Origin of the sequence: Sphingomonas sp. AP4-R1, assembly GCF_013113735.1 — a bacterium.
In the GTDB taxonomy this organism is placed as follows: domain Bacteria; phylum Pseudomonadota; class Alphaproteobacteria; order Sphingomonadales; family Sphingomonadaceae; genus Sphingomonas_I.
Map to the genome: position 1 here is coordinate 901693 of NZ_CP053346.1, position 14845 is coordinate 916537.

Annotated in this window: 20 protein-coding genes; all 20 read left to right on the forward strand. The window is 66.2% G+C overall.

The features are described 5' to 3' along the window. Positions 1 to 15: 15 nt before the first annotated feature. The 20 genes from HL653_RS04340 to HL653_RS04430 all read left to right on the forward strand — a co-directional run bounded on the left by HL653_RS04340 (position 16) and on the right by HL653_RS04430 (position 14823). Positions 16 to 420 carry a hypothetical protein gene (locus tag HL653_RS04340; RefSeq protein ID WP_171743428.1) on the forward strand — a complete coding sequence of 135 codons (405 nt, stop codon included), beginning with the start codon at positions 16 to 18 and terminating at the stop codon, positions 418 to 420. After that, positions 420 to 1451 carry a toprim domain-containing protein gene (locus HL653_RS04345; RefSeq protein WP_171743429.1) on the forward strand — a complete coding sequence of 344 codons (1032 nt, stop codon included), beginning with the start codon at positions 420 to 422 and terminating at the stop codon, positions 1449 to 1451. Before HL653_RS04340 ends, HL653_RS04345 begins: the two co-directional genes overlap by 1 nt. A gap of 314 nt (positions 1452 to 1765) precedes the next feature. Further along, complete coding sequence (locus tag HL653_RS04350; protein ID WP_171743430.1) at positions 1766 to 2689, forward strand: DUF2493 domain-containing protein; 924 nt, start codon at positions 1766 to 1768, stop codon at positions 2687 to 2689. Between the two features lie 147 nt (positions 2690 to 2836). Continuing rightward, positions 2837 to 3280: a hypothetical protein gene (locus HL653_RS04355; RefSeq protein WP_171743431.1), complete on the forward strand. Its 444-nt coding sequence runs from the start codon at positions 2837 to 2839 to the stop codon at positions 3278 to 3280. Positions 3281 to 3826: 546 nt separating this feature from the next. After that, the gene (locus HL653_RS04360; RefSeq protein WP_171743432.1) at positions 3827 to 4153 is read left to right on the forward strand and encodes a DUF736 domain-containing protein; all 327 of its coding nucleotides are present in this window, start codon (positions 3827 to 3829) and stop codon (positions 4151 to 4153) included. Positions 4154 to 4342: 189 nt separating this feature from the next. Then, a complete protein-coding gene (locus tag HL653_RS04365) occupies positions 4343 to 4585 on the forward strand; it encodes a helix-turn-helix transcriptional regulator (protein WP_171746772.1) in 243 nt (80 codons plus the stop codon). Between the two features lie 93 nt (positions 4586 to 4678). Beyond that, positions 4679 to 4939 carry a DUF2285 domain-containing protein gene (locus HL653_RS04370; protein WP_253717529.1) on the forward strand — a complete coding sequence of 87 codons (261 nt, stop codon included), beginning with the start codon at positions 4679 to 4681 and terminating at the stop codon, positions 4937 to 4939. 108 nt (positions 4940 to 5047) lie between these two features. Then, complete coding sequence (locus HL653_RS24565; protein WP_367613591.1) at positions 5048 to 5380, forward strand: DUF6499 domain-containing protein; 333 nt, start codon at positions 5048 to 5050, stop codon at positions 5378 to 5380. 13 nt (positions 5381 to 5393) lie between these two features. Continuing rightward, positions 5394 to 5831 (forward strand): DUF2285 domain-containing protein, encoded by a 438-nt coding sequence (locus HL653_RS04375; protein ID WP_171743433.1) that lies wholly within the window; start codon positions 5394 to 5396, stop codon positions 5829 to 5831. Positions 5832 to 5949: 118 nt separating this feature from the next. Continuing rightward, a complete protein-coding gene (locus tag HL653_RS04380; protein ID WP_171743434.1) occupies positions 5950 to 6225 on the forward strand; it encodes an AlpA family transcriptional regulator in 276 nt (91 codons plus the stop codon). Between the two features lie 6 nt (positions 6226 to 6231). Continuing rightward, entirely contained in the window at positions 6232 to 7119 is an 888-nt protein-coding gene (locus tag HL653_RS04385; protein WP_171743435.1) for a replication initiator protein A, read from the forward strand. A gap of 211 nt (positions 7120 to 7330) precedes the next feature. Continuing rightward, on the forward strand, positions 7331 to 7969 hold the full coding sequence (gene parA, locus HL653_RS04390; RefSeq protein WP_171743436.1) for a ParA family partition ATPase: 639 nt from the start codon (positions 7331 to 7333) through the stop codon (positions 7967 to 7969). Next, positions 7966 to 8223, forward strand: a complete 258-nt coding sequence (locus tag HL653_RS04395; RefSeq protein WP_171743437.1) for a hypothetical protein — start codon at positions 7966 to 7968, stop codon at positions 8221 to 8223. The genes parA and HL653_RS04395 overlap by 4 nt, the downstream gene beginning before the upstream one ends. Continuing rightward, positions 8220 to 8720 (forward strand): DUF2840 domain-containing protein, encoded by a 501-nt coding sequence (locus HL653_RS04400; RefSeq protein ID WP_171743438.1) that lies wholly within the window; start codon positions 8220 to 8222, stop codon positions 8718 to 8720. Before HL653_RS04395 ends, HL653_RS04400 begins: the two co-directional genes overlap by 4 nt. Then, positions 8717 to 9262 carry a S26 family signal peptidase gene (locus HL653_RS04405; protein ID WP_171743439.1) on the forward strand — a complete coding sequence of 182 codons (546 nt, stop codon included), beginning with the start codon at positions 8717 to 8719 and terminating at the stop codon, positions 9260 to 9262. Before HL653_RS04400 ends, HL653_RS04405 begins: the two co-directional genes overlap by 4 nt. A gap of 46 nt (positions 9263 to 9308) precedes the next feature. Further along, positions 9309 to 9647: a DUF736 domain-containing protein gene (locus HL653_RS04410; RefSeq protein WP_171743440.1), complete on the forward strand. Its 339-nt coding sequence runs from the start codon at positions 9309 to 9311 to the stop codon at positions 9645 to 9647. Between the two features lie 138 nt (positions 9648 to 9785). Next, entirely contained in the window at positions 9786 to 10415 is a 630-nt protein-coding gene (locus HL653_RS04415) for a lytic transglycosylase domain-containing protein (protein ID WP_253717533.1), read from the forward strand. Between the two features lie 244 nt (positions 10416 to 10659). Further along, positions 10660 to 12396: a VirD2 family relaxase/mobilization nuclease gene (locus HL653_RS04420; protein WP_171743442.1), complete on the forward strand. Its 1737-nt coding sequence runs from the start codon at positions 10660 to 10662 to the stop codon at positions 12394 to 12396. Between the two features lie 18 nt (positions 12397 to 12414). Next, on the forward strand, positions 12415 to 14397 hold the full coding sequence (locus HL653_RS04425; protein ID WP_171743443.1) for a conjugal transfer protein TraG: 1983 nt from the start codon (positions 12415 to 12417) through the stop codon (positions 14395 to 14397). Between the two features lie 9 nt (positions 14398 to 14406). Then, the gene (locus tag HL653_RS04430; protein ID WP_171743444.1) at positions 14407 to 14823 is read left to right on the forward strand and encodes a CopG family transcriptional regulator; all 417 of its coding nucleotides are present in this window, start codon (positions 14407 to 14409) and stop codon (positions 14821 to 14823) included. Positions 14824 to 14845: the final 22 nt, after the last annotated feature.

Here is a 14845-nt window from a genome sequence, read left to right on the forward strand (position 1 = left end):
GCTTGGAGATGGCCCATGGCGCATCACGTCCGCCTTTCTTGCGTGCTCGACGTCCGCACCGCCGCCAACGTCGAACGCGCCTTCACCCTCTACACCGACCTGCTCGCGGAGAATGCGCGGCAAGACCCGCCGGCCGACGCCTTCCGGCTGTCCGTCGTGCCCGACTATGGCGCCCATCGCCTCTGGCTGCACGACACCGGCACGGCCGACCAGCAATTGCTGATCGCCTTCGTCCAGCGCTGCGCCACCGCGCTTGGCCTCGCCGGCCGCTGGGGCTTCCAGTGGGCGCTCCAATCCGACCCGCCCAGCGTCGACGGCTTCGGCGGGGGTGCCCATGTGCTCGACCTTGCGACCGGGCGCACCATCGACCGCATTTCCACCAGCCGGTGGCTGGATGAGCATCTGACAGGCGACACCTGATGGAATACGAACCGATCATCACGCTGGCCGAACGACTTGCGCACGACGCCGAGGCCGTCTGCCGCCACTATCTCTCGAACGGCGACCGCGCCGGCCGCTACTGGCAGGTCGGCGACGCCCGCAACACGCCCGGCCGCTCCACCTATGTCCGTCTGCACAGCACGGCGAAGGGACCGGCGGGGAAATGGACGGACGCCGCAACCGGCGAACATGGTGACCTGCTCGACATCATCCGGGAATGCTGGGGCCTTCACGACTTCAAGGATGTGGCGGACGAAGCCCGCCGATTCCTCTCCATGCCGGCCGCCGAGCGGCCAGAACCCGCGACAGCACGACGTGCGCCAGCGCCGCAGGGATCGCCAGAGGCAGCGCGCCGCCTCATCGCCATCTCGAAACCGATAGCGGGCAAAATCGCACAAACGTATTTACGCAAACGCGGCATTACGGATTTGCGGGACACCGACAGCCTGCATTTCCATCCCCGATGCTATTATCGGCCGATGGACACCGCGCCGACCGAGACCTGGCCGGCAATGGTCGCCTCGGTGACCGACGTCATGGGCAAGATCACCGGCGCGCATCGAACCTGGCTCGACCGCGCGGGGCGTGGCAAAGCGCCGATCGACACCCCGCGACGGGCGATGGGAGACCTTCTCGGCAATGCGGTGCGGTTCGGTGCCAGCACCGATGTCATGGCGGCAGGCGAAGGGATCGAGACGGTCCTGTCACTCCGGCAGGCTTTGCCCAGGATGCCGACGCTCGCTGGACTCTCCGCAGCACATCTCGCCGCCATCGCTTTCCCCGAGAGCCTGCGCCGCCTCTATATCGTCCGCGACAACGACCCCGCCGGCGAGGCGGCTCGCGATACATTGGCCGAACGGGCGAACGCGGCCGGGATCGAGGCGATCGTGCTGACGCCCGAGCTTGAGGACTATAACGAAGACCTGCTCATCCTCGGATTGCCTGCGCTGCGCGCGCGGGTGCGGCAGCAGATGTCCCCGCAGGACGTCACCCGCTTTCTGGTTTCATGACAGGGACGCCCGTGGCGTAAAGTCACGGTTTGTCACGCCGCCGGACACAATCGAACCGGACGCCGAGAGGACCACGACCCCGGCCTTCCGAGGGGGCGATCGGCCCATAGGCAAGCCGGCCCGGCAACGCCTGCGGTAGGCTATTTTCCGGCGGCCCTGCGGGCCTTTCCATCGCGAATCAAAATAGCCGTCCTTCGGCATCCTCCACTGCGTTCCGGCCCGGCGCTGACGCGCCGGGTGCAGGTCCGTCCCGCCCATGGGCTTCGTCGCCATGAAGGCCGCGGCGGATCGCGGTCCAGCATCCGGAGGATCTCATGACCGGCTACGAAGACGACGAACCCTTCCACGCATCCTCACCGACCGACCATGTCCTGAACGAGCTTCAGCTTTACGGCTACCGACCATTCGGGGACGAACCCGACCAGCGGCTCCTGCCCGACGGCAATCAGGTCGCAGGCGCCATCGCCGACATCTTCGACGCCCTGATCGCAACGCTGGAGGACACACGCCTCGAACCCGACCTCGACGACCTCCTATGGTCGACCGTCAATATCTTCCATCGGACGACCGAGCGCGTTGCCCGCGAGCTCGACGACAACGAACAGGCGCAGAAACGCTCGCAGCGCGAGCAGGACGGCAGCGAGGTGAAGTCGGTCGAACTCGAACGACTGATCGCGGAGGGCAAAACCAGCCTCGAGCGCCAGGCCGCCTTCGAGCTCATGCGTGAGCAGGCCGCCGACCACTATGAGCGCCAGCTCAAGAAGCCGTGGATCCCGCGCAGCGGTTCGAAGGTCAGCCACCGCAACCTCACCGCCGCGATGATCGACAGCCGGGATTTCCTGATGGCCCGTCGCCGCGCCGAGCAGGAAGCGCTGGTGCCCGCAGGACCCAAGATCGTCGTGACTGGCGGCCTCGACTATAACGACCATCAGCTCATCTGGTCGAAGCTCGATCAGGTCCACGAAAAGCACAGCGACATGGTGCTGGTGCATGGCAAATCGCCGAAGGGCGCCGAGCGCATCGCCTCTTTGTGGGCCACAAAGCGCGGCGTGCCGCAGATCGGCTTCGCACCCGACTGGACGAAGCACGGGCGAGCCGCACCGTTCAAGCGCAACGACCAGATATTGGAGATCGTCCCGAAGGGTGTGCTGCACTTCCCCGGCACGGGCATCAACGACAATCTCGCCGACAAGGCGCGTAAGATGGGAATCAAAGTCTGGAAATTCGGCGGCGCTTGATGCGCCGCCTTTCTTGGGCGCGAAACACGCGCCCGCGCACCCAGGCGATTAGCGCTCCTCCCGCGATCAACAATCGGCTATGACGATTACGCGCCTCGGTGGTGGTGGCTGGCGCAACCGTCAGTCCTGTCTGCGGAGTCCACCGTCATGATACTTCTCGCCGCAATCGGATCGCTCGTAGCGATCGCGCTCCTGTGCTGGCTGCTCTTCACATTGGCAGTATTCGCACTCCCCGTTTTTGTCGGCACCACCGCCGGCGCCTGGGCCCACGGCACCGGCGCGGGCCTGCTCGGCGCCGCCATCGTCGGCCTCGCGGCCGCCGCCGCGACGCTCGCCGCCGGCCAGCTCGCGCTCGCCTTCACGCGATCGTCCGCGCTGAAGCTCATCGTCGCCGCCGCGTTCGTCGCCCCGGCCGCGTTCGCCGGCTTTCACGCCACCCATGGGATCGTGAAGCATCTCATGCCCGGCGACGTCTGGCAGACGATCTTCTCGGTCGTCGGCGCGATCGCGGTCGGCGCGACCGCCTTCGCCCGGATCGCCGGCATGGTGACAGGCCCCGACCATAGCGGACCGCCCCTCGCACGCGCCTGACCGTCCAGACACCCCGGCAGGAGCAGGGCCAGATCAGCGAACACAACGCTACCCCCGGCCAGCAGGGCAGCGGACAAGCGCGGCGCAGGTGTTTCCGCACGGCGACGGTTGCAGCACGCATCGACGCTGGAAGGAGGCAGATCGCGCGGCGCGGTGGTCCGGATGCCGGCCCGTATCGAGCGGAGCGACGATCCCGGGATGGAGGGAGGTTGCGCCAGCAGCAGGGCCGCCCCCCCGGCGGAAGAGCGAGCGAGCCGGACTATCCTCTGCCGACAGCCATGGGCCCCGTCTATATCCGCTACCGACCGCCCCAAACGGCCTCTGCAATGGCCTGATCTGGTCGAAGGGCGGCTGCGCCTCGATCGTCTAGGCGCAACAGCGCCGTCAAACTTTCTTCCCCTGCCGGCTGCGCCGCCATTCCTCGCGCACCAAGAAAGTCCTCCTCTGCTGTCAGGCCCCTCCGGGGTGCGCCGCCGATCGCCTCCGACCTCCCGATCGCCATCGAGGCCGCAATGGAGCGGGCTCGAACGGAAACGGAGACTTACCATGGCGACCATCGGCACCTTCAAGAAGACCGGCTCGAACGACTTCACCGGGGAGATCGTCACCCTCAGCGTACAGGCCAAGAACGTCCGCATCGTCCAGGATCAGCGCGCCACCGGCGAGAACGCACCCAGCCACCGGGTTCTGGTCGGCCGCGTCGAGATCGGCGCCGCCTGGTCCAAGCAGTCGAACGAGGGCCGCAACTACCTCGGCCTGAAGCTCGACGATCCCAGCTTCACTGCCCCGATCTACGCCAACCTCTTCGACGACGAGGACGGCGAAGGTTACTCGCTGATCTGGTCCCGCCCCACCGGCCGACGCACCGACTAAGGCCACCTACGAAGGCCCCGACCGCCACGGTCGGGGCCTATCGCCATGCTGGTGGAGCGAATCAGCGGGCGCTGCGCAGGGCGCATGCGCGCACCCGCGCCAGCAGCATCTTGTGGCGCGAGGTGCAAAGAACGACTATTATAGCCGTAGTTCTGGCGTGCGTATTGGTCCGGGTGGGAGGTGATCGTCATGATCACCGCCCGACAATCTCGGGCCGCACGCGCGTTGCTGGGATGGACACAGGAGACGCTCGCTGACCGGGCCCGCGTATCACTGACCGCGCTCAAAAGGCTCGAGTCAGAAAGCGGGCTCGAAGTCTATGAGAGCACTCGCGATGAAGTCCGGCGCGCGTTCGAGCGCAGCGGGATCGTGCTCCTGAACTCCGCCCAAGGTGTTGGGGTGATGCTCGTTGAAGGATCTAGGGCAGACTGATCGCCGTCGCAGCGCAACGGCTCCCCGCAATGCGGGCGCTGACCGACAATCGTCAGTGGCAAATCCATCCATTCTGGATAGAAGCGCCTCGCTATGGTTACGGCGATGACGAGCAACTTCCCTGAGACACCGCCGAGCGATCCGTCGGTCACCGACTATGATCGCTCGCACCTCAAGCTCTATCTGCGCCTTCTCGATGCCGACGCCGAGGGCGCCGACTGGCGGGAGGTCGCATCAATCCTCTTCGGCCTCGATCCGGATGCAGATCCCATTCGCGCCAAGACCGTCCACGCCGCACATCTGGCGCGCGCCAAATGGATGACTGAGCACGGGCCAAACGAACTGGGCCGCTGACCGGTTTGTTTTGGTGATGCAGTAACGACATCACGTTGTCGCCACTTCGCTCTTCCCACGCAACCTCAACCTCCTGATTCTCTTCGAGCGCATCTCGCGTGCACGGATATGCGCGGAGGCTGGAGGGTGGCAGACGACGGCGATTGGCGTTCGGAGCACGCATACGACTATGTCGATGAGCTCTCGCCCACGGATTTGGCTTGGGAGTTCCTGCGCCGCAATCCCGAGTATCAGCGCGCTTACCGAGCCATCCGAACGCGCGCGCGCTTGACGCAAGAGGCGGAGACCGCTCTTGCCGAGCAATGGGGGTTGCGAAGTCCTGGCCGACCCCCGCCACTCCGCCAAACATCAACCGATATTCTGGTCCGTCCACGCCAATCCCGCCGCGATCGTTCTCACACCCGGTTGTACGCCAAGCACACTTCGGCTGACGAGCGATGACCTGCGTCCGCTCATGATCCTGCAGCATGCGCCGAGCCTCATGCGCCTCGATATTCGCGGCGATCAGTATGACGTCGAACTCACCGATCCCGATGATCGCCGAACCCTGTGCGCACTGACAGTTCTCGATGCGCTTACCCCCGACAGACTGGCCTCTCTTGAACGGTTCTGGTCCGGCCTCGCCGGAAAGCGGGTGCCCGCCGACCAGCGAGTGACACGACAGCGCCGCGCCCGTGCGCGTTTAATGCTGCGAGCCATCGATGGCGATGCGGCTCAGGCCACTTATCGGGCTATCGCGCTTCAGCTCTACCCGCAGCATCCTACCGAGCCCGGCGACTGGGTCGGCAGCCCGGTGCGAGAGACCGTGATCCGCCTTGCGCGCGATGGGCGGGTGCTTGTCGGTGGCGGATATCTCGACTTGATGCGCCGTCCCCGGCGCTCCCGCGGCTAAAGCCGCGATGTCGAAATTAGCCGCTTAACTTCGACATCGTCCGACCCGCCGAACGCACGCCACGATGCTCGCATCCCGCCGTCCCTGCACGGTGCCCCTGCGAACCACCGAGGTCTCTATGGCTGAAAAGGCCGCCACGCTCCCGAACCGCTACCTCCGCACGCCAGAAGCCGCCCGATTCCTCGGCCTCTCGCAACGGACGCTGGAAAAGCACCGCACCTACGGCACAGGACCGACCTTCCGTAAGCTCGGCGGCCGGGTCGTCTATTCAATCGACGAACTGCAGGCTTGGGCGGACCTCGGCGTTGCGACATCGACCTCCGATCCCCGTGCCCGCACCGTGCCGCCGGCCAAGCCCCATGCCGCCATCGCCGGACTCCCCGATCGCGCCTGATCGCCGATGCCCCCACCGACCCGGCAGCACGACGAACGCGCCCAGCTCGACCTGTTCAGATCGCTCCCCGGCGACCTTGCACCCCGCGACGCACAGGACCTCATGGCCTATCCATTCTTCTCCCTCGCCAAATCCAAGCGGCTCGCCCCAATCGACTTCAAAGCCGGTTCGGTGAAGATCCGCGTCGAAGCCGTACCCGAGCACGGCATGGCAACCATCTGGGACGCCGACATTCTCATCTGGGCCGCCTCCCAGATCGTCGAGGCGCGCGACCTCGGACTGCGCCCGTCGCGCCTGATGGCGACCACACCCTACGAAATCCTGAACTTCATCGGCCGGGGTGTCTCGCTGCGAGACTATGAGCGGCTCAAAGCTGCCCTCGACCGCCTCCAGTCGACGACGGTAGCCACCTCGATCCGGCAACCGACCGAGCGGCGCATGCACCGCTTCTCGTGGATCAATGAATGGAAGGAGCGAATCGACGAACGCGGACGCCCGCTCGGCCTGGAACTCATCGTCCCCGACTGGTTCTTCTCAGCCGTGCTCGACGACGCGCTCGTGCTGACGATCGACCGCGACTATTTCAACCTGACCGGCGGCCTCGAACGATGGCTCTACCGCCTAGTCCGCAAGCATGGCGGCCGACAGGAAACCGGATGGAGTTTCGACTTCGCGCATCTCCACGCGAAGTCCGGCTCGCTTTCGCCGCTCAAGCACTTCGCCTACGACCTGCGAGAGATCGTCCAGCGACAGCCACTCCCAGGCTACAAGCTCGCGATCCTGCCCGGCGCGGGCTGTCCCGACATCCTGACCTTTGTGCCCACCGATCCGATACCGTTCGCGGTGCCGCGCCGGCGCCGCCTGAAGCTCGCCCGGCCTGTGGATAAGCTGTGAAACCCCTCGTGCTATCAGGGACCAGCCCTATCGTGCCATCGGGGACCGGGCCATCGTGCTATCGGGGACCGGAATCGTCGAATTCCGCTTCGGATTCAGTGACTTATTTCGACTCTAACATTGCTAACCTAGATTCCTTCGGAATCTGTCTAACGGCCGCGCGCATCGTCGCGGTTTCGCCGAGCGACGCGCCGCCGGGACAGCCCGCATCATGATCGTGGCGCTGCTCAATCAGAAGGGCGGTGTCGGCAAGACGACGCTGGCGCTGCACCTCGCCGGACAGTGGGCGTGTGAGGGCAAGCGGGTCACCGTGATCGATGCCGACCCGCAAGGTTCGGCACTCGACTGGTCGGAACAACGCGCCCGCGAAGGCCACCCGCGGCTATTCGGCGTCGTCGGGCTGGCGCGCGACACGCTGCATCGCGAGGCACCCGAGCTTGCCCGTGATGTCGACCATGTCGTCATCGACGGGCCGCCGCGTGTTGCCAGTCTGATGCGCTCGGCGCTGCTCGCGACCGACGTCGTTCTGATCCCGGTTCAGCCGTCCCCGCTCGACGGTTGGGCGTCCGCCGAGATGCTCTCATTGCTCGGCGAGGCGCGCATCTACCGGCCCGAACTGGCCGCGCGGTTCGTCCTCAATCGCTGCTCGGCGCGCACCGTCATCGCACGCGAGACCGCAGCCGCACTGGCCGATCACGACCCGCCCGTGCTCGCCGCAGCGATCGGGCAGCGCATCGGCTTTGCAGAAGCCGCGCAAAGCGGCAGGCTCGCCAGCGAACTTAGCCACGCCCAGATTGCCGCCTCCGAAATCGCAGCGCTCGCCGCAGCGATCACTGGCATACTGCCATGAAGGAGCGGCAATCCTCCGGCGGTTTCGCTGCCCGACCGGGCGACGCCGAACGCTGGGTGCGAGCACCCGAACACACGCCGGTTCGTCCCCCCACAGCCGCCGAGGAATATCCCGCGCGCCTCACGATCGACGTCACTGTCGACATGCGCGGGCGGATCAAGATCGCGGCATTCCAGCGCGGCCAGACCGTCGCGGACATGCTGCGCGCGCTCTTCGAGCGTGAATTTCCAGCGCCATCAGGAGAGAAGGAATGACCACGCTCACCGCACCAGTTCCGGCAACCGACGGCTCCGAGCTGACGCAGGTCGAGCTTGTCTGGGTCGAGCAACAGACCGAACATTGGCTCCGCTTCGGCCGGGAAGTGGGCGAGCAGATCCTCGACCGTCGCCGCCGCGTTCTCTTCTTCGCTCCCGACGCCGTTTTCGCGCTCGTCAGATGGGCATCGAATGATCACGGCACGATCGCCTCGCGGCTCGACATCTTGCGCGCGGCCAGGCGAAGCGAGGGCTATCAGACAGTCCCAACCGTCTCGCCGGGTGCGGAAATCCTGCTGCGCGCCGCCGGCTGGCCGAAGGTGTCGCAGCTTCTGGAACATATCGACGCGATCGAAGCCCAGGACATCGACCCCTGCGCCGTGTCGCCCGACCACTGGCGACACGTCCAGAACCGCCTCGCGGTGGGAGCGCCGCCGCGACGATACACGCGAACGCGACATCGCGCTTTTGAACGCATGCGCGAGATCGGCGCATGACTCGCCGTCGTTACGCGGCAGCCACCACTGCGGGAATTGCGCTGGTAGCGACCTCGACGCTGGCGTCGTTCACGCCCCGGCTGATCTGGAACGCCTCGGCGAGCACGCCGATCGGCCTCTACGCCATCGCGCCCGCCAAGACGCTCGATCGCGGCGCGCTCGCGGTAGTCGTGCCACCGCCACCGCTCGCCGACTTCCTCGCCGAAGGCGGCTACCTCCCGCGCGGACTACCGCTCATCAAGCATGTCGCCGCAGTCCCCGGCCAGCGCGTCTGCCGCGTAGGACGGGCCATCACCATCGATGGCGCGATCGTCGGGAACTTGCAGGAACACGACCGGAACGGCCGGCCACTTCCCGGCTGGTACGGCTGTCGGCGGGTGTTGGAGGACGAGCTGTTCTTCATGAACACGGCGGTCCCAGGCAGCTTCGACGGCCGATATTTCGGCCCACTCAGCACCCGCGCCGTCATCGGCCGCGCGACCCCACTCTACACCGATGAACAGGGCGATGGCCGTTTCACATGGCGGGCGTCTGCGCGGTGACGACTCTCCCCCAATCCACTTCACCTCACGCGAAAGGAGATCAGCAATGGCATTGATTGGACAGTTCAAGCGCTTTGATGCGGGGTATCAGGGGCGCATCGAGACCCTCGGACTCTCGGCGGACCTCATGCTCGTCCCCGTCGGTCAGAGCGACGCGGAGAACGCTCCCGACTATCGTATCCATCTCGGCACCGACGAGGACGGCCCTGAAGTCGGCGCGGGCTGGAAACGGACCGGCGAGCGTGCCGGGGAATATGTCTCGCTACAGCTAGATTCCCCGACATTTACCTACCCGATCCGCGCCAACCTCTTCCAGTCCCCCGACGACGCCAGCGCCTGGGGGCTGTTCTGGAATCGTCCGCCAAAGCGCGGCGAGCGCGACTGACCCATGTCGGCCCAGCGCATCCGGACAGCGGCACCCAGACGCCGGAGCACCCCTGCCTGGGCGCTCATTTTCCTTCTCGGCCCGGCCTCCGGCCTCGCCCCGCTCACAGGCGCCAGCGCGCAATCGGCCGGCCCCGTCATGCCCACGCCGAGCGACCCCTACGCAGCCTACATCGCAGAAGCCTCGCAACGCTTCGGCGTGCCGGAGATGTGGATCAGGGCCGTGATGCGCGTCGAGAGCCGCGGGGATGTCCGCGCACTCTCGCCAAAGGGTGCGATGGGATTGATGCAGATCATGCCTGCGACATGGGGCTATCTGCGCGCGCGCTACGGCCTCGGCATCAACCCCTACGACACGCGCGACAACATCCTGGCGGGCGCCGCATATCTGCGCGAACTGCGCGATCGCTACGACTCGCCGGGCTTCCTCGCCGCCTACAATGCCGGCCCCGGTCGCTACGAAGACTATCGGGCGACCGGCAGACCGCTCCCTCCCGAAACCATCGCCTATGTGGCGGCGATCGCACCCGTCATCGGGGCGGAGCCGCTCTCTTCCTCCGTCCCGGCCACTGCGCCCGATCCATTCGCATGGACACGCTCTGCGCTGTTCGTTTCACAGACCGGCAGCAATCCCAGCACGCCGCGACCGCAGCCCGACGAGGGCGCCGCACCGCGTCCGCTGCAGACGGCCGACAGCGCCGGAACGCCCAGACAAGACACCCGCGACACCATCTTCGTCGCACGGGCCCCGGCTCCGGCGCCGCGATGACCGCCCCTCCCAGCCGGTGCAGCATGGCGTGCCCCGTCGCAGGTTCGGCGGGAAATGGGGAGGTATGGGGGAGAACAACCGCACGATGGCAGGATAAAGGGCCGCGAGGTGCGGTTTTGTGCGGTCGTGGTTTATCAGGGACTTATGATCGAGAAACGCGAGGTTCAGGCTATGGCCGCAGCCTGCGCGAGCCGAATTTTCCGAGGACATTAGCCGACGTTTCGCGATGTGCGGAGCGACGCCGATGACCGGCGACGACACCATCCGCATCCGTCCAGGCCGTATACGCTCGACGAAGACGCAGGCCGCGCGACCCTTCATTTCCCAGGCCCTCGCCGCTGCCCAGCGCGCCGGGGGAATGATTTCTCGGCGCGGAAATCTGTCCTCGGGGAGCCGCTCCCGTTTCGGCCGCGGGCAACGCGCGTCCATTCAGGCCAACCGCTTGCTCACGGCGCGCACGCGCGGCGTGGTGGTGAAAGCGCGAGTGGTCCGGCTCGGCGGACGTAATGCGCCGCTGGCCACACACCTGAGCTATCTGCGTCGCGACGGGGTTACCCGGGACGGAGAGAAGGCGCGCCTGTTCGGGCCCGGCGGCGGCGATGTCGATGCAAAGGGCTTCGCCGAGCGCAGCGCCGACGACCGTCATCACTTCCGCTTCATCGTCTCGCCAGACGACGCCGTCGAGATGTCCGACCTCAAGGCCTTCACCCGGGACCTGGCCGGGCAGATGGAGCAGGATCTCGGCACGCGCCTCGATTGGGCGGCGGTGGACCATTGGAACACGGAGCATCCCCACGTTCACCTGATCGTGCGCGGCGTGCGGGACGACGGCGAAAATCTCGTCATATCTCGCGACTACATCAAAGAAGGCATGCGCGACCGCGCGCGCGATCTTGTCACTCAGGAACTCGGCCCTCGCACCGACCTCGAAATCCGCCGCACCCTTGAACGCCAGATCGACGCCGAGCGATGGACCAGCCTCGATCGGCAGCTTGCCCGCGACGCCTACAGGACCGGCGTCATAGACCTCGCGCCATCAGCCAACCGGCAACCTGACGCATTCCACGTTCTCAAGATCGGGCGTCTTCGCAAACTCGAGGCGCTGGCTCTCGCCGAGGAGATCGGGCCGGGACAATGGACAGTCTCGGAACAGGCCGAGGCGACGCTTCGTCAGCTCGGCGAACGCGGCGATATTATCAAACGCATCCACCGTGGGCTTGCCACCAGTGGGATCGACCGCAGTGCCGCGAGCTATGTGCTGGCGGCCGAGACGATCAGCGACCCGATCGTCGGCCGTCTCGTTTCGCGCGGCCTCGACGACGAATTGAAGGGAACGGCCTATGCCGTCGTCGACGGCGTCGATGGCCGCACCCACCACATCAAACTCCCCGACTTCGACGCGGCTGGCGACAGCGCTCCCGGCTCTATCGTCGAGCTTCGCCGCTTCCATGACGCGCGCGGCGCCCAGCGCACGGCGCTGGCCGTGCGCTCCGATCTCGACGTTAGCGGGCAGATCGCGGCGGATGGCGCGACCTGGCTCGACCGTCAGGCCATCTCGCGCAACCCGCCCGCGCTCGCCAGCGCCGGGTTTGGCGCCGAAGTCCGGGACGCGCTGGATCGACGGGCCCAGCATTTGATCCAACGCGGTCTGGCCGAGCAGCGGGGCATCGGCGTCACGTTCAACCCCGGACTGATCGACACCCTCCGGCAACGCGAACTGGCGAGCGCGGCGGAAAAGATCGCGACGGAGACCGGGCGGCGACACGTCGGCACCGCCAGCGGCGAGTACGTCGCCGGCACCTACCGCCAGCGCCTGACGCTCGCGTCGGGCCGCTTCGCGATGATCGACGATGGCATGGGATTCCAGCTCGTGCCCTGGACGCCGTCGATCGACCGCCAGCTCGGCCAGCACATCAGCGGCGTCGCAAGACCCGATGGCGGGGTCGACTGGACCTCCCGCAAGCGCGGCCTCGCCCTCTAACCCAATCAAGGATCGATCATGTCCGCGACCAAGATACTCTGGGGCCAAATCCTCGCCGTCTTCCTGATCGTCCTGCTCACGACATGGGGCGCGACCGAATGGACGGCGTACCGGCTCGGATTTCAGGACGGTCTTGGCGCGCCATGGTTCACCATCGGACGCTGGCCGATCTACTACCCGCCCGCACTCTTCTGGTGGTGGTATTTCTATGATGCCTACGCGCCTTCGGTGTTCGCCGAGGGCGGCATGATCGCCGCGTCAGGCGGGATCGTCGCCACAATCGTCGCGATCGGAATGTCGGTATGGCGGGCGCGGGAGGCACAGAATGTGGAGACCTATGGCTCGGCGCGCTGGGCCCGCCTCGACGAGGTGAAGGCTGCCCACCTCCTCGATCAAGACGGGGTGATCCTGGGGAAACTTGATCGTGATTATCTCCGCCATGACGGCCCGGAGCATGTGCTCTGCTTCGCGCCGACCCGTTCCGGCAAGGGCGTCGGCCTCGTCGTCCCTTCACTCCTCACCTGGCCCGGCTCCGCGATCGTCCACGATATCAAGGGAGAGAACTGGACGCTGACCGCCGGTTATCGCTCGCGCTTTGGCCGCGTGCTGCTGTTCGACCCGACCAACGCCATGTCGGCCGCCTATAACCCGCTCCTCGAAGTACGGCGCGGCGAATGGGAAGTGCGCGACGTCCAGAATATCGCGGACATCCTCGTCGACCCGGAAGGCAGCCTCGAAAAGCGCAACCACTGGGAGAAGACCAGCCACGCCCTGCTGGTCGGTGCAATTCTTCATGTCCTCTACGCCGAGAAGGACAAGACCCTCGCCGGTGTCGCCGCGTTCCTGTCAGATCCCCGGCGCCCGATCGATTCGACCCTCGGGGCGATGATGAAGACTGCCCATCTCGGCGAAGCCGGGCCGCACCCCGTCATCGCCAGCGCGGCGCGGGAGCTTCTCAACAAGTCTGAGAATGAGCGATCCGGCGTGCTCTCCACCGCCATGTCGTTCCTTGGCCTCTATCGCGATCCCGTCGTTGCCGAGGTTACGCGCCGCTGCGATTGGCGCATCACCGACCTAGTCAGCGGCAAGCACCCGACGACGCTCTACCTCGTCGTGCCGCCCTCGGACATCAACCGGACGAAGCCGCTGATCCGGCTTATCCTCAATCAAGTCGGCCGCCGCCTCACCGAGGATCTGCAGGCGAAGGCGGGCCGGCATCGCCTGCTCCTCATGCTCGACGAGTTTCCCGCGCTCGGACGCCTCGACTTTTTCGAGAGCGCCCTGGCTTTCATGGCCGGTTATGGCCTCAAGAGCTTCCTCATCGCCCAATCGCTCAACCAGATCGATAAGGCTTACGGCCCCAACAACTCGATCCTCGACAACTGCCATGTCCGGGTGAGCTTCGCGACCAACGACGAACGCACAGCGAAACGGGTGTCCGACGCGCTCGGCACCGCCACCGAGATGAAGGCGATGAAGAACTATGCCGGCCACCGGCTGTCGCCCTGGCTCGGGCACATGATGGTCTCCCGGTCGGAAACCGCCCGTCCGCTCCTGACCCCGGGTGAAATCATGCAGCTCCCGGCAGGCGACGAGATCGTCATGGTCGCGGGAACGCCGCCGATCCGGGCACAGAAGGCACGCTATTTCGAGGACCGCCGCTTGCAGGAACGGGTGATCAGCCCACCCGTCCTGCGCAAAATCGCTGCCCCTGCGCCGGACGACTGGAGCAGGCTCGCTCTTCCCCACCCGCCGGCGGACGCTGCGCCGCCGTCCACCGTCGCGACTGATGACGAGGACACGACCGGCTCCGAACAGCGGCGCCAGCCCGAGATCGACCGTGCGCCTCCACCAGAGCCGGCCAAACCGATCAGCGAATTTGATTTCGATGCCGACGACGAGGCCGAGGACGACATAGCGCGCACCAGTCGCATGCGCGACACGATGCGGATGGCGGCGCGGCAGGCCTCACTCGACCCCGGCGACGGCATCGAGCTTTAGGAGGCCGACATGGCAAAGAAACAGCGGCTGTCGGTCTATCTCGACAATGACGTGCTCGACGCCCTCACCGCTTACGCCGTCCGTCGCGGACATTCGCTATCGCTGGTCGCCGAGGCGGGCATCGCGTCGTTCCTGTCGCCGGACGCCGCCGAGCGACAGGAAGCCGTCACGGCCAAGCGGCTCGACCAGCTAGACCGGCGATTGGCGCGGATCGAGCGCGACCTAGGCATCTCGATCGAGACGCTGGCCATCTTCGTGAGGTTCTGGCTGACAACCACGCCCGCTTTGCCCGAGCCTGCCGCCCAGGCTGCCCGCGCAAAGGCCAGTGAACGATACGACGCCTTCGTCACGGCGCTCGGTCGCCGCCTCGCCAACGGACCGAAGCTGCGGAACGAGATTCCCGAAGACGAAACACCGCCCGAATGACCGCACTTGGGACATTTCGGTC

Bases quoted from the DNA above. Each gene is read 5' to 3' on its own strand.
- HL653_RS04340 (WP_171743428.1), top strand. From the start codon at position 16: ATGGCGCATCACGTCCGCCTTTCTTGCGTGCTCGACGTCCGCACCGCC.
- HL653_RS04345 (WP_171743429.1), top strand. From the start codon at position 420: ATGGAATACGAACCGATCATCACGCTGGCCGAACGACTTGCGCACGAC.
- HL653_RS04350 (WP_171743430.1), top strand. From the start codon at position 1,766: ATGACCGGCTACGAAGACGACGAACCCTTCCACGCATCCTCACCGACC.
- HL653_RS04355 (WP_171743431.1), top strand. From the start codon at position 2,837: ATGATACTTCTCGCCGCAATCGGATCGCTCGTAGCGATCGCGCTCCTG.
- HL653_RS04360 (WP_171743432.1), top strand. From the start codon at position 3,827: ATGGCGACCATCGGCACCTTCAAGAAGACCGGCTCGAACGACTTCACC.
- HL653_RS04365 (WP_171746772.1), top strand. From the start codon at position 4,343: ATGATCACCGCCCGACAATCTCGGGCCGCACGCGCGTTGCTGGGATGG.
- HL653_RS04370 (WP_253717529.1), top strand. From the start codon at position 4,679: ATGGTTACGGCGATGACGAGCAACTTCCCTGAGACACCGCCGAGCGAT.
- HL653_RS24565 (WP_367613591.1), top strand. From the start codon at position 5,048: ATGCGCGGAGGCTGGAGGGTGGCAGACGACGGCGATTGGCGTTCGGAG.
- HL653_RS04375 (WP_171743433.1), top strand. From the start codon at position 5,394: ATGATCCTGCAGCATGCGCCGAGCCTCATGCGCCTCGATATTCGCGGC.
- HL653_RS04380 (WP_171743434.1), top strand. From the start codon at position 5,950: ATGGCTGAAAAGGCCGCCACGCTCCCGAACCGCTACCTCCGCACGCCA.
- HL653_RS04385 (WP_171743435.1), top strand. From the start codon at position 6,232: ATGCCCCCACCGACCCGGCAGCACGACGAACGCGCCCAGCTCGACCTG.
- parA (WP_171743436.1), top strand. From the start codon at position 7,331: ATGATCGTGGCGCTGCTCAATCAGAAGGGCGGTGTCGGCAAGACGACG.
- HL653_RS04395 (WP_171743437.1), top strand. From the start codon at position 7,966: ATGAAGGAGCGGCAATCCTCCGGCGGTTTCGCTGCCCGACCGGGCGAC.
- HL653_RS04400 (WP_171743438.1), top strand. From the start codon at position 8,220: ATGACCACGCTCACCGCACCAGTTCCGGCAACCGACGGCTCCGAGCTG.
- HL653_RS04405 (WP_171743439.1), top strand. From the start codon at position 8,717: ATGACTCGCCGTCGTTACGCGGCAGCCACCACTGCGGGAATTGCGCTG.
- HL653_RS04410 (WP_171743440.1), top strand. From the start codon at position 9,309: ATGGCATTGATTGGACAGTTCAAGCGCTTTGATGCGGGGTATCAGGGG.
- HL653_RS04415 (WP_253717533.1), top strand. From the start codon at position 9,786: ATGCCCACGCCGAGCGACCCCTACGCAGCCTACATCGCAGAAGCCTCG.
- HL653_RS04420 (WP_171743442.1), top strand. From the start codon at position 10,660: ATGACCGGCGACGACACCATCCGCATCCGTCCAGGCCGTATACGCTCG.
- HL653_RS04425 (WP_171743443.1), top strand. From the start codon at position 12,415: ATGTCCGCGACCAAGATACTCTGGGGCCAAATCCTCGCCGTCTTCCTG.
- HL653_RS04430 (WP_171743444.1), top strand. From the start codon at position 14,407: ATGGCAAAGAAACAGCGGCTGTCGGTCTATCTCGACAATGACGTGCTC.